Raw genomic sequence first — 13,400 nt, forward strand, 5'->3', positions numbered from 1 at the left:
CCTCGAGACAAGGCGGAAACAGCGTCGTCTGATCGCGCTCGGCACCGACAACAAACCGGCCCATGTCTACCTCCGGTCAGACCGAAGGAACGTACCATCATCGGGGTTTTGACACAGCCAGGGTCGAATGCGGAATGTCCGCTTCAGGGCGAAGGGTCAGGTTCCGCTCCCCACCCATCAGTAACGTTCAGGGTGGGTACCAAGCGTCAGATCTCTGCCACTGATGGTGGGGACTGGACACCGCTAAGCTAGAGGCGCGGGCGTGCTTGGCACCGTGGTCAGGGTGGGAACATCCCACAGAAGGACCCTAGGCAGCCTCTCACGCAAGGGCAGGCAGGTCAGCTCTGGCCGCGATCTCGGCTGACGGATGCAAACGCCCTGGGCCGAGCAGATGAAAGATGGTGGTGAAGGCACTGTTGCGGCTAATTCTGCAGGCGGCGGTCAACACCCCCGTCTTACCGGATGGTAAAACGGGGGCGCGAGTTGCACTATCCGTTGTCGATCAGGCCGCCATGGGGCCGTAACGCCGATGGCCCTTCACATCGTAACGATCAAGCATCATCAGCTTGTCCCAGACCCTCACGAAATCCGCGACGAACCGGCGCTGGCCGTCGCTGCCGGCATAGGCATCAGCGATGTTGCGAAGCTGCGCGTTCGATCCGAACACGAGATCGTTGCGCGTAGCCTCGAACTTTGCCTGTCCGGTTTCGCGGTGCTTGAGGGCAAAGGACATCCCGGCGGCGTCGATCTTATCCCACACCAGATTCGTATCAGTTAGATTCTGGAAGAAGTCCGTCGTCAGCACGCCCACCCGGTCGGTGAATATGCCCTTGTTCGACCCGTCGTGATTGGCATTGAGGGCACGTAGGCCGCCGGTCAGCACCACCCATTCCGGTGCGGTCAGCGTAAGCAGGTTGGCCTTGTCGAGGAACATCTCCTCCGGCGACAGGCTCGGCGCCATCGCCCCGAAACCGTCGTCGACGTAGTTGCGGAAACCGTCCACGACAGGCTTGAGCCAGGTGAACATCTCGATGTCGGTCAGCGCCTGCGTGGTGTCGACCCGGCCGGGCGTGAACGGCACGGACGTCTCAACCCCGGCGTCCCTGGCGGCCTTCTCCACGGCGGCACAGCCTGCGAGTACGATTAGGTCGGCCAGGGAGACCTGCTTGCCGTCGGTGCGGCCGCCGTTGAACTCGGCCATGACCCCGCGGAGCGCCTCGACCACGGGCGCGGCCCGGCGGTTGACCGCCCAGTCCTTCTGCGGGGCGAGGGCCAGACGGCCACCGTTGGCACCGCCGCGCTTGTCGCTGTCGCGGTAGGTCGAGGCGGCCGAGAAGGCGGTGAAGGCGAGATCCGAGACCGAGAGGCCCTGGGCCAGGATCGCCTGTTTAAGGGTGGCGACGTCGGCCTCGCCCACCGGAGCGTAGGTGGCATCGGGGATCGGGTCTTGCCACAGCAGACCGTCTTCGATCGTCACCTCCGGACCAAGATAGCGATGCTTCGGGCCCATGTCGCGGTGGGTGAGCTTGTACCACGCCTTGGAGAAGGCCTGCGTGAAGGCGTCGAAATCATTGAGGAACTTCTCGCAGACCTTGCGGTACTCCGGGTCGACCTTCAGGGCGATGTCGGACGTCATCATCATGAGGGGATGCATCTGGCCCACGACATGGGCGTCGGGGGTTTTAGGCGCATTCGGATCCTTCGGAGTCCACTGCAGGGCGCCAGCTGGGCTCTTGGTCTGCTCCCAGTCGAACTTGAAGAGGTTCTCCAGGTAGTCATTATCCCATTGCGTCGGGTTGGAGGTCCAGCTGCCCTCGATGCCGTTGGTCATCGTGTCCTTGCCCGAGCCGGTGCCCTTCGGGTTGTGCCAGCCGAGCCCCATAGCCTCCATCGGCGCCATTTCTGGCGGAGGTCCAATCTCCTTGGCGGGGGTCATGCCGTGGCTCTTGCCGAAGGCGTGGCCGCCGGCAATCAGCGCCACGGTCTCCTCGTCGTTCATCGCCATGCGCGAGAACGTCACGCGGATGTCGTTGGCCGAGCCCTGCGGGTCGCCGTTCGCGTAGGGCCCCTCGGGGTTCACGTAGATTAGCGCCTGGTGGGAGGCGGCGAGCGGGTTCTCGAGGTCGTAGTCGGCGTCGCCGTTCTTGCCCCGCCAGCGCTGGTCGCGGTTGACCATCTCGTCGAAGCTCGACACCGAGCCCATCGCGACGACCTCGGGACCCCAGTAGGTGGCGTCATCCGCTTCCCAGGCGTCGAGGCGCCCGCCGGCAAATCCGTAGGTCGGCAGGCCCATGATCTCCAGAGCGCAGTTGCCCGTGAGCACCATCAGGTCTGCCCAGGACAGAGCGTTGCCGTACTTGTGCTTGATCGGCTGCAAAAGGCGGCGCGATTTGTCGGTATTGCCGTTGTCCCACCAGCTTGAGATCGGCGCGAAACGCTGCATCCCAGTGCCGGCACCACCCCGCCCGTCGGCGATGCGGTAGGTCCCGGCCGAATGCCAGGCCATGCGGATCATCTGCGGGCCGTAGTTGCTGTAATCGGATGGCCACCACGCTACGGACGAGGTCAGGAACTGCTTGATGTCCCCCTTGAGCGCGTCGAGGTCGATGGCCGCGAAGGCGCTGGCATAGTCGAAATCGGGCCCGAGCGGATCGGCCGCGAGCCCGTTGTGATGAAGGAGCTCGACCCTCAAGCGGTGCGGATACCAGTTCTCCAGCGCCGGCCGGCTGCCGAACGCCCCGCCAATGCGGTCGCCGCCGAACGGGCACTTGCCCTCCATCGGGTACGATTCGGTGTTGGTCTTGTCGGTCGTCATCGTGTTCATCAACATCCCCTTGGCGCAGGACCGACGTCGTCGGAATGGTCGGGCCTTCGGCCTGTCGTTGACGGCAACGCCAGACGTGGCGCTCCTCGCCAGACCGACGCGCTTCAACGATCCTGCATCGCGAGCGACATCACATGCTGGCCTCGAAAATCAAGGAGCCGCGCCACTCAGGCGTGCTTGAAGGACTCTGACGCGCCTTGGAAGATGCCATCTCACATTTGCGCGAGCTTATCGCGCGCAATTAAAAAACTTCCGCCAAGCTCCAATGATTACGGCGCGCAACGGATCACCGCTGCCGCCATCGGGTCGAACGATGCGCGTGCCGGCGATCGGGAAACTACGCTGAAGATCAGCAAGGCCTTCGATGAGACCGGCAGGGTGAGGCAGTAATCCATCCCGACATTCGCCAGGAAGGCGACCGCGACCGGGTTGAGGCCGAGCCTGTCGGCCAGCAGTAAAAGCGGCGGCAACAACGCCACCACCCGTGCAGTATGGGACACCATGTAGAGGTGAGCCGATAGGCCGATCGCCGACAACCCGAGGAAAATCAGAAGGGTTGGGCTGTCGCCGTGCAGGCCGCTCACCGACAGCGCCGAGCCGATCAGCCATTTCGCGGCCCCCGTCGAAATCAGGGCCCGGCCGAGCACCAGGGAGGCGGCGATGAAAAGCACGAGCGACCAGTTCACGGCTTTCACGCCTTCTTCCCAGTCGAGGACGCCAACGACCGGCATCGTCAGGATCACCGCGCCCACGACCGCTACGGTGGCGATGCCGAAGGGGTGATACCCCTCCGTCAGCCAGAGCCCCAGCATGGCGAGCACCACCGCGCCCGTCCGCCATTCCACAGCGGAGAGCGGACCGGACGGGGCCTCGATCTCGGCCACCCGCCGCGCCCGCGTCGCGGCGTCGAGGAACAGGCGGCCGATCAGGAAGGTCGTGATCAGGCAGGCGGCCAACCCGAACGGCAGGCCCCAAAGTATCCATTGCCCGAAGCCGATGCTGTGATCGGATATCCGTTCCAGCAGGTCGACGGTCACGAGGTGCGAGCCGGCGCCGGTGAGGCTGCAGATCGTTGAGATGACGATGAGGGCTGGGATCAGCAGGCCGACGGCCTTGGCGAGGCGGGGGTCGTCGTCGGCCTCGGTCAGGCTGCGATGCAGCGGGAGGAGCACCGTCGCCCGCCCGGAGGTCGACGGGATTAGGAAGGCGAGCGGCACGATGCCGAGCGTCAGGCGCCACATCAGGCCGCCGACCGTGGTCCCACGCCCGGCGATCAGGGCGGTGAGCCGGCCCGCGAGCCCGCTTTTCTCCACCGCCGCACCGAGGACGAAGGTGCCGATGACGAGCCACACCACTTTCGAGCCCAAGCCCTCGATCCGCGCCCGCTGCTCGACGGCTCGGACTGCGACGAGGGACACGGCCGCAGCGACGGAAACGTAGGCCGCATTTAGGTCGGTCAGGATCCAGAGGATCGCGGCCCCACCGAAGGCCAGGAGTGCGGCACGGGCCGGCCAATCGAGCCCGTCCGGCAACGACACCGCGAGGGCGAGCGCTACAAGTGCCACCGCCGCCGACAGCTTCCGCACATGAACGCGTCGGCTCATTGCTCCGGTGTCGCCATCAATGCCGGTAGACCAGATCGTGCTCGCAGCAATGGTGGAGGTATCCAGCCTCATGCCGTCCGGACATCGCCACCACCCCGTTCCAGAGCCAATCCGGCGCATCGATCTCCCGGGCGCCGCGCCTGCGGACTTCCTGTCGCCATGCCTTGCGCGTCTGTGCGCTCATGAGTTTGGCGTGGCTGTCGCCCACGACGTAGGCGAGATAGCCCGCGACCTCGACGGCGGGCTTGCACGCGAACTGGTCGACCTCGATCTTGAGGTCCTGGGGTAGCAACTCACGGACGAAAACCGGCCGGTCCATGATCCGGCCGGCCGCCATGCGCTCCCCGAGGAGCGGAGAGAGCGCCAGCGCACCGGCCACCACCCGCTCGGCCGGGTCGTTCGGAATCGCGTCCGGTCTCGCCACCGGGGCTACCGGTGCTTCGGCTTCCTTGATGTCGAACAGGGCGTAGTGCGGTTCCCCGGAGCCGTCGTGAATGCCGATGATGGCGGCGTAGCGCAGCAGTTCCAGGGAGCTGCACCCCTTCACCCAGTAGGCCGCATCGACGACCTCGATTTGCGCGTCGGCACTCCGTCGGTGGAGTTTGAGGACGAGCTCACGCATAGCCGGTTGTGCGAACATCGCGACGATGGCCGCATGTTCTTCAGAAGCGAGCGGCCAGAACTTTTTCCCGTGATCGATCGTCGGCCTGCGATGCTTCAGGCGGTCTTTGGCCAAATGCTTCCAGGTTCGGTCAAACGCGCAGCGCTGGGTCGCCTCGATCAGCTTCGGTGCCGACGGGATTTCATCGCGCCGACCCCGGGCGAGCGCCAGGGCATAGTTGCGTACGACCGCCTCGACCATCTGCGCGGTGACGGTGCCAGACAGGTCCGAGGATCGGGCGGCGGACGCCAGCGACAGGCTGAGCCGGATCAGGTCGTGGCCGGGATGGCCGACAACCGTCTGGTCGAAGTCGCGGATCTGGACCGCGACCTCGCCGTTGTAGCCCGCGAGAGCACCGAGGTTCTCAATGTGGCAGTCACCGCAGATCCAGATCGGTTGCGTCTCGGGCAGTACAAGTTCGGGCATCTCGTCGAGCCATCGATAGAACTGCCGGGTATTGCCGCGGACGTAGCCATGGGCCGACCGCGCCATCTTGCGCAATCGGCGCCGCTCCAGCGCCGCTGGGCGCTCCCCAGGCCCGTAAACCCTATATTTCGACATGGATCGCGTTCTTCGTGCGCCGGGGTGGGGTGGTCTGGCCCAGAGCCAGGACGGGCAACTTACTCGGGAGGCTGCGGACCCAGGAGCGGCCCGCGAGCATCGCCAGCCTACGGACAGGCGTGCCTGTCGCCGTCAGTTCCGAGGTAGCTTCCGCTCGACGCGTCGTAGGATCGGAACCGGCGGGCGCATGCGGCCACGGCCTGGGAGCCCGGCGCGCCTTTCGTCGCCTGGGCCTGCGAGTTGGCGATGGCGCTCCGGATGATGGCTCCAGTGGCGAGACCCACGACGCCAGCGCCGACCGCCGCGCCGACGCCCGGTCCGCGACGATAGCCGGAGCCGCGCCCGTATCCATAACCGCGTTGGAAGCCGTGGTGCCGGTGCCCGAAGCGCCGGAACTGGACGTAGCTGGTCGGCGAGGCCTCCACCGAGAGCGCCTCGATGGGTGGGGTGGCGGGCTCGGCGATAGCAGGCTGTCCGAGCAGGAACGCCGCGACCGCAGCAGCGAGAGCGAACGAGAGCTTCATCGGGACCAGGATCCTGAGGGCGCGGGATGCGAGCCGTTCGTCGGGACGACGGTTGTCCAGGCGGTGGACCAGCGAGGAATACGAGACAAAACTCCGCAACGGTCGGAAGTCCTCAAACAATCACCCGTCCCGGACGTTCCTTACCTCAGGCCCTAAGGTTGTGACGAACTTCATCGAGAATGGCGCACGGCCCTTAATTCGGTCGGTCCTTGACCTTCCAACGGTGGGACGCCGCATCTCGGGCGCTTAGCAGCCGCGAGGCGCACGATGGAAAGCCGGCCGCCGGCCTCGCGTTGTCGGGGTTAAGGCTGTCGCAATCCCCGACGCATTCAGACAAGGATTTTCCGATGCTCGACACCACCCGCAGGGCCACTGTCCACCGTATGGTGTTGGAAAAGCACGTCTGCCCCTACGGCCTGAAGACCAAGGATTTGCTCGAACGCGAGGGCTTCAAGGTCGAAGACCACTGGCTGACGACGCGCGAAGAGACCGACCGATTCAAGGCCGAGCATGGCGTCAAGACGACGCCTCAGACATTTATCGCGGGCGAGCGCATCGGCGGCTACGACGACCTGCGCCGCCATCTCGGCAAGCCAGTCGCCGATCCGAAGGCGACGAGCTACACGCCCGTGGTAGCGGTGTTCGCGATGACCGCGCTGATGGCGCTGTCGGCGAGCTACGCCGCCTTCGGCACGCCGCTGATGGTGCGGGCGGGCGAGTGGTTCATCGCCTTCAGCATGTGCATCCTGGCAGTCCTCAAGTTGCAGGACATCGAGAGCTTCTCGTCGATGTTCCTCGGCTACGACCTGCTCGCCCGGCGCTGGGTGCGCTACGCCTACGCCTACCCGTTCTGCGAGGCACTGGCCGGCATCCTCATGGTCGCGGGCGCGCTGAATTGGCTGTCGATCCCGGTCGCTCTGTTCATCGGCACGATCGGCGCCGTCTCGGTGTTCAAGGCGGTCTACGTCGAGAAGCGCGAGATCAAGTGCGCCTGCGTCGGAGGATCGGGCAACGTACCGCTTGGCTTCGTTTCCCTCACGGAGAACGTGATGATGGTCGGCATGGCCCTCTGGATGCTGTTCACTGGCCACTGACGGATTGGTCGGACAATCTGAACTCCGGCAGCTCGAAGCGCTCCCGTATTGATGCCCCACCAAAAGCTCAGGTCATTTGGACAAGTTGGTCAAACGCAAACTCGTACGCCCGATCCTTAGCAAGAAGGGCCATTTGTCGGCCGTCCGGCAACTTACGTTCGGGGAGAGGAGCCGATCCTAGACCTTCATCCGGAAGCCGACGGTTGTGTCGCGCGCTTTCTACCGCTTTGCCTCGATCATGGAGCGGATGCGCGCGGCCATAATCTCGATCGGGAACGGCTTGGTCAGCACCGCCATACCCGGCACGAGATGGCCATTGCTTAGAAGAGCGTTCTCGGCGTAGCCGGTGACGAACAAGACCTTTAGGTCCGGTCGGGAAACACGGGCCGCGTCCGCCATCTGCCGCCCGTTCATGCCACCGGGCAGGCCGACATCGGTCACCAGCAGGTCGATGCGCACGTCGGACAGAAGGACCTTCAGCCCCGCAGCGCTGTCGCCCGCCTCGATGGACGTGTAACCGAGGTCGTCGAGGATGTCGGTGACGAGCATTCGCACGGACGGCTCGTCGTCCACGACAAGAACGGTCTCGCCCTGCTCGGAGCGGGGAAGTACGGTGAGCTTGGCTATCGGATCGTCGAAAGCGACCTCGCCGTAGTGGCGCGGCAGGTAGATGCACACCGTGCTTCCCTCGCCGACCTCGGAGTAGATCCGCACCTGCCCGCCGGATTGTTGGGCGAACCCATAGATCATCGACAGGCCAAGGCCGGTTCCCTCGCCGATCGGCTTGGTCGTGAAGAACGGCTCGAATACCCGCGCGATCACATCCTTGCTCATGCCAATGCCGGTGTCGGTCACGCACAGAGACAAGTACTGCCCTTCGGGCATGCCGAGCTTCCGAGAAGAGCTTTCGTCGAGCCACTTGTTCGCGGTCTCGACGGTGATGCGCCCACCGTCCGGCATTGCGTCGCGGGCGTTGATGCACAGGTTTAAGAGCGCGTTCTCAAGCTGCGGTGGATCGACCAGGGCGGCCCAAAGGCCGGAGGCACCGACCACCTCGACGGAGATGCCCGGGCCGACCGTGCGTTGGACCATCTCCTGCATGCCGGCGACGAGCCGGTTCACGTCGGTGGGCTTCGGGTCTAGGATCTGGCGGCGCGAGAATGCGAGCAGACGGTGGGTGAGAGCAGCAGCCCGCTTCGATGCTCCTTGTGCTACCGACATGTAACGCTCGACGTCGTTGAAGCGCCCCTGCTGCATGCGGTTCTGCATCATCTCCAGCGAACCGGAGATGCCGGCCAGCAGGTTATTGAAGTCGTGCGCGAGGCCGCCGGTGAGCTGTCCCACGGCTTCCATCTTCTGCGACTGGCGCAGTGCCTCGGCCTGCTCCCGTTCGAGCGTGATGTCTCGTCCTGAGGCGTAGACGCGACCATCCTCAAACGCGGCCGTCCAGGCGAACCAGCGGTACGAGCCACCCTTGTGCCGGAAGCGGGAGGCATGGGGGATCGTGAGCGGACGCTCCAGGATGCCATCGAACACGGCCAAGGTCGCAGTCAGGTCGTCAGGGTGCGTTCTCTCCACGAATGATGCGCCGATAAGCTCATCCTCCCACCAGCCAAGAAGCTCGGTCCAAGTCGGGTTCACGCTCTCGAACGTGCCATCTGGGAGAGCTACGACGAGCAATTCCTGCGACAAACGCCAAGCCCGATCGCGCTGCGCCGTCCGCTTTGCGACCTGGGCCTCCAGCGTCGCGTTGAGGTCTTGCAACGCGACCCGGGCTTCGTCGGCGGTACGCCGAGCTTCGAGGAGATCGCGCTCGTAGCGCCGCCGGTCGGAGGCGTTGAACACCGTGATCCGGATAAACCGGAGTTCACCGGCATCGTCCCGCCGGGCCACCGCGTTCACTAGGACCGGCAGAGCCGCCCCATCCGCTCGCACGATGTCGAGGGCAACCTCGTTGAAAAAGCCCTGCATCCGCAACAGCGGCGCGAAGTGGGTCTCGTAGTAGATCTTGCCGGCGATGTTCAGGAGGTCGAGGAAGCGGCGGCCGACGAGTTGCTCGGCCGTGTATCCCGTCCACGTCGCAAGCGTCCGGTTGACCCTCGACAAGCGTCCATTCGGCAGAGTCGAGGCGTAGCCGCAGGGGGCGTTCTCGAACAGGTCTTCGAGGTCGTCCGCCTCTTGGGCCCGGAGGATGGGCGTCACCTCGTCCACGTCATTGGCCTCGAAGAAACGCCTCGATCGCTGCGGTCGTCGCCTCCGGCGCGCTCAGGTTTGGACAGTGCCCGGTCGCATCAAGCAGGACCAGTTCGCTGCCCGGCAGGTTGCGGTGCACGTACTCCCCGACCTCAATAGGCGCGATCACGTCCTCCGAGCACTGGATCACGAGGCAACGCGCAGTCACGCCTTGTAGGTCGGCTCGGTTGTCCGCCAGGAACGTGGTCCGGGCGAAGCGCTTGGCGATGTCCGGGTTTGTGCGGCAGAAGCTGTTGGTGAGTTCCTGTCCGAGTTCCGGGCGATCCGGGTTGCCCATGATCGTAGGGGCCATCGCCTCTGACCAGCCCATGTGATTGCTGTCGAGGAATTCGAGAAGCTCGTCGACCTGTGTTCGGGTGAAGCCGCCGACATAATCCTCATCATCGACGTATCGCGGAGAGGGACAGACGAGGACGAGGCTTTCGAAAAGCTCGGGCGCCTTCTTCGAGGCGAGGATGCCGACCATGGCGCTAACCGAGTGGCCGACGAAGACACCGCGCTCTACGCCGAGGGCGCGAGATAGTTCGACCACGTCGTCGGCGTAGCCTTCGAGTGAGGCATACTTGGCCGGGTCGTAGGCAGAGAAGTCCGAGCCGCCCGCACCGACATGGTCGAACAGGATCGTGCGATAACGGTCCTTGAAGGCGGGCGCCACCGACCGCCACATGTTCTGGTCGCACCCGAAGCCATGAGCGAAAACCATGGCGGTGTCACCGGACCCTGCCTGTGTCGTGTGGTGCCGCTCGATGACCGACAAGATCCGCGTCCCCCTGCGATCTTGTCGTTTAGCATTTTTGCACCGGGCGTCGACCGGATCGGCGACGCTGCGCGACATCGTGAAGGACTGGTCGATGCCCGGTTCTAGAGAGGCTGCAACCGAAAGCAGCCAGGCGGTTCCCAACCCAATTCGGTCGCATGAGCGGTCGCCACCCTCGCCTGAAAGCGGACACGAATCTGGCCTTACCAAGCATCAGAAGCCTGACGGTGTGGTTGCGGTCCTTATTGTTCGTGAGTATTCATCGGGACTTGAGCGCCACCGCGACGTCGAACTGCACGATGTCCTGTCGCCCGCCCATCGACGTCACGGCTGGCAGCATCACGTTTTGCCGAGACGGCAGCTCGACGTCGACGGCCGGGGCGACCTCCGAGCTGATGATCGAGTACCAATCGCCCTCCACTAGGTCCGCCGGCATGATGAAGATTTCTGTCACGTCTGCCCTCCTGCTGCTGGGAACCTCGGGCATGGCCATCGCCCAACAACAGGGTGGGGTGGATACTTGGTGGACGAGTATCTCGGAGCTCACGAGAAGGCTGGAGACGGTGGAGAATCCAATTTTACCTGCAGAAGCCTACGCAAGGTTCGGTCTCGTCGGAACATGGTCCAACGATTGCCGGGAGCCCGCCTCAGGGCGGAATTGGTATGTGACCTATCGGCCAATCGAGGGCGGCAACGTCGTCAGCGAAACCGAATTTGGCAATGGCACGCAAGCTCGGATGGTCGTTCGCCGAGCCTTGATTGACAGCGAGGGCAGGCTCCACGCGAGCGGCTTCTCGACCTTCGAGGAATTGCCGCTGCCGTATCAGATGCGATTCGGAAAAGACGGCACGCGGCCGAGCGCGAGGATCGACATCGTTCTTGCGAAAGCGCCCGACGGCAGCGTCAGGTTCATGGAAGCGACAACGACGGCCGAGGGAGCGCCTCCGCAGAAAACCGTCACGGGGGGATTGTCGGTGAACGCGCAGACGGGGCTTGCCGGACCGCCGCCGCCGCCGCGTTTCGCCTGCAGCAATCCGGCGCCGGACGCGCTCGGTACCCGCATCGGTATCGGACAGCGATAGCCCATCAGGCTGGTCGACCCAGCATGGGGCAGCCGATCCCTCTCTTCGGCGCTTGACGCACCCTTGCGCGGTGTGCGCCTTATCACCGCGTCTATGATGGCAGGTGCCTTAGCTAGCCCGGATGAGCATCAGCATCCACGACGTCAGCGTCCCGGTCTTCGTCAACGCGCTTAGCAGCATGAGCGCGTGGCTCAACAAGGCGGCATCGGAGAAGCCGGAAGCCGAGTTGCTCATCGGGCGGCTGGCTCCGAATATGAGGCCCCTGCCGGCCCAGTATCAAATGGCGTCCGACAGCGCGAAGAACGCGGTGGCACGCCTCGCCGGAATCGATGCGCCTTCAATGCCCGACGTTGAGGCGACCTTCGCCGAACTCAAGGAGCGCTGTGCCAGAACAATTGCCTTCGTCGAGGGCGTCGATCCGGCCGCACTGGCCTCGGGCGCGGAGCGGGAGGTGGAGCTGAAGTTCCCCAACGGCATGGGATACCGCTTCACCGGGCAGGCCTATCTCACCGGCTTCGCGCTTCCGAACTTCTTCTTCCATGCGACCACAGCCTACGGGATCCTCCGCAGCGCTGGCGTGAGCCTCGGCAAACCGGATTTTCTCCAGCATCTCGGGCCGCCGAACATCCACACCGCGAGGTAGTCGTTCACGCACCCCAGGACCGAAACCGATCTGCGGTATGGGGGGATCGCGTGCGTGACGACGTCGCCCCGGCAGTCTCGTGGTCGTCGATTGAGCCTTAGCAGCGCCGGCGCGTTCACTCCTGTGTCCCCACCCGAACGGGAGCCCCGATGTCGAGCCTGTCCGAGCGAAAGGCTCGTCTGATCGTCCATGGCGATCAGCCCTACAATGCCGAACCGCCGCTCGGCCGACTGCGTGCCTCCTATCGGACTCCGGCCGAGGACTTCTATGTCCGCTCGCACGGCGATCTGCCGGACCTCGACCCGGACACCTGGCGCCTGACCGTCGATGGCGGAACCGGAGTCACGCTGGAGCTTTCGCTGCACGACCTCCGGACCCGCTTCCCGGAAACCACGGTCACGGCAACGCTGCAATGCGCCGGCAACCGTCGCGCCGACCTGCGAGCGGTTGCCCCGGTATCGGGTGACCCATGGGATGCCGGAGCCATCGGGACGGCTGCGTGGACCGGGGTCCGCCTTGGCGACATCCTGCGCGAGGCCGGTGTCGCGGATGGCGCGGATCTCCATGTGGCCTTCGAGAGCCACGATAGGGTGGAAGGCCGCCCGTACGGCGCCTCGATCCCACTCGGCAAGGCGATGGCGCCCGAGACCTTGCTCGCCTACGTCATGAACGGTGAAGCATTGCTGCCCGAGCACGGCTACCCGGTCCGCGCGGTCGTGCCGGGCTTTGCCGGCGTGCGCAGCCCCAAATGGCTCCGGCGCCTCGCCGTGCAGGACCACCCGTCCGATAATCCGATCCAGGCCGACGATTACAAGCTGTACCCGCCCGACGTGACCGCCGAGACGGCGGACCCGACCAAGGGACACACCATCGAAACGATGCCGCTGAACGCCGCGATCTGCGAGCCGGAACGCGGAGCTGCCCTCGAGGCCGGACAAAACTGGGTTCGCGGCTACGCGGTGAGCGGCGACAGGGCCATCGTCCGTGTCGACGTCTCCGGGAACGGAGGCCGGTCCTGGATGCAGGCTGGACTGGAGCACGAGCCGGATGCGCCGTTCGCCTGGACATTCTGGAGCGTGGAACTCGATCTGCCTCCAGGTGAGCACGAGCTTGCTGTCCGCGCCTGGGACGCGGCCGGCCAGACGCAGCCGGCGCTGCCGGACGACACCTGGAACCACAAAGGCTACCTTTGCACCTGCTGGCACCGGGTGCGGGTGAGCGTCACAGAGTAAGACATCGGTCGACCCCAAGATTGGCCTCGACGACGTCGCTGACGCGCATCGTCGGCAGGCGGCCGACCTTGTCGGCAACGGTCTTACTCGGACGACGCCCTAGGTCGAGGATCAAGCCGATTTAATCGAGGCGCTTCATTGCGAGCCTGGCTGGCGCTATCTCGC

General features: G+C 64.9%; 11 protein-coding genes. 4 read left to right on the forward strand and 7 right to left on the reverse strand.

Translation table 11 applies throughout. The annotated features are described in order from the left end of the window. Positions 1-502: 502 nt before the first annotated feature. The 4 genes from katG to FV217_RS15350 form a co-directional block, all read right to left on the reverse strand. Entirely contained in the window at positions 503-2,824 is a 2,322-nt protein-coding gene (katG, locus tag FV217_RS15335; RefSeq protein ID WP_147818047.1) for a catalase/peroxidase HPI, read from the reverse strand. A gap of 269 nt (positions 2,825-3,093) precedes the next feature. Further along, positions 3,094-4,428: an SLC13 family permease gene (locus FV217_RS15340; protein ID WP_187272582.1), complete on the reverse strand. Its 1,335-nt coding sequence runs from the start codon at positions 4,426-4,428 to the stop codon at positions 3,094-3,096. A gap of 16 nt (positions 4,429-4,444) precedes the next feature. Further along, positions 4,445-5,650 carry a DUF2252 family protein gene (locus FV217_RS15345; protein WP_147818049.1) on the reverse strand — a complete coding sequence of 402 codons (1,206 nt, stop codon included), beginning with the start codon at positions 5,648-5,650 and terminating at the stop codon, positions 4,445-4,447. 107 nt (positions 5,651-5,757) lie between these two features. Further along, positions 5,758-6,174 (reverse strand): BA14K family protein, encoded by a 417-nt coding sequence (locus FV217_RS15350; RefSeq protein WP_147818050.1) that lies wholly within the window; start codon positions 6,172-6,174, stop codon positions 5,758-5,760. 347 nt (positions 6,175-6,521) lie between these two features. On the opposite strand from FV217_RS15350, the gene FV217_RS15355 reads away from it, so the two are divergent. Beyond that, positions 6,522-7,268, forward strand: coding sequence for a glutaredoxin (locus FV217_RS15355; protein WP_147818051.1), 747 nt, complete (start codon positions 6,522-6,524; stop codon positions 7,266-7,268). 219 nt (positions 7,269-7,487) lie between these two features. Here FV217_RS15355 and FV217_RS15360 read toward each other — a convergent pair whose 3' ends face one another. From FV217_RS15360 to FV217_RS15370, 3 genes are all read right to left on the reverse strand, one after another. Further along, positions 7,488-9,479 (reverse strand): PAS domain-containing hybrid sensor histidine kinase/response regulator, encoded by a 1,992-nt coding sequence (locus tag FV217_RS15360; RefSeq protein ID WP_147818052.1) that lies wholly within the window; start codon positions 9,477-9,479, stop codon positions 7,488-7,490. Position 9,480: 1 nt separating this feature from the next. After that, on the reverse strand, positions 9,481-10,278 hold the full coding sequence (locus FV217_RS15365; RefSeq protein WP_147818074.1) for an alpha/beta hydrolase: 798 nt from the start codon (positions 10,276-10,278) through the stop codon (positions 9,481-9,483). Between the two features lie 259 nt (positions 10,279-10,537). Next, on the reverse strand, positions 10,538-10,732 hold the full coding sequence (locus FV217_RS15370) for a hypothetical protein (protein ID WP_147818053.1): 195 nt from the start codon (positions 10,730-10,732) through the stop codon (positions 10,538-10,540). Between FV217_RS15370 and FV217_RS15375 the strand changes: the two genes are divergently transcribed. The 3 genes from FV217_RS15375 (at position 10,713) to FV217_RS15385 (ending at position 13,235) form a co-directional block, all read left to right on the forward strand. Beyond that, positions 10,713-11,360: a hypothetical protein gene (locus FV217_RS15375; protein ID WP_147818054.1), complete on the forward strand. Its 648-nt coding sequence runs from the start codon at positions 10,713-10,715 to the stop codon at positions 11,358-11,360. The two genes, FV217_RS15370 and FV217_RS15375, sit on opposite strands and share 20 nt — an antisense overlap. 121 nt (positions 11,361-11,481) lie before the next feature. Further along, positions 11,482-12,003, forward strand: coding sequence for a DUF1993 domain-containing protein (locus FV217_RS15380; RefSeq protein ID WP_147818055.1), 522 nt, complete (start codon positions 11,482-11,484; stop codon positions 12,001-12,003). 149 nt (positions 12,004-12,152) lie between these two features. After that, positions 12,153-13,235 carry a molybdopterin-dependent oxidoreductase gene (locus FV217_RS15385; RefSeq protein WP_147818056.1) on the forward strand — a complete coding sequence of 361 codons (1,083 nt, stop codon included), beginning with the start codon at positions 12,153-12,155 and terminating at the stop codon, positions 13,233-13,235. Positions 13,236-13,400 lie beyond the last annotated feature (165 nt).

The sequence above is a fragment of the Methylobacterium sp. WL9 genome (assembly GCF_008040035.1).
GTDB classification, from domain to species: Bacteria; Pseudomonadota; Alphaproteobacteria; order Rhizobiales; family Beijerinckiaceae; genus Methylobacterium; species Methylobacterium thuringiense.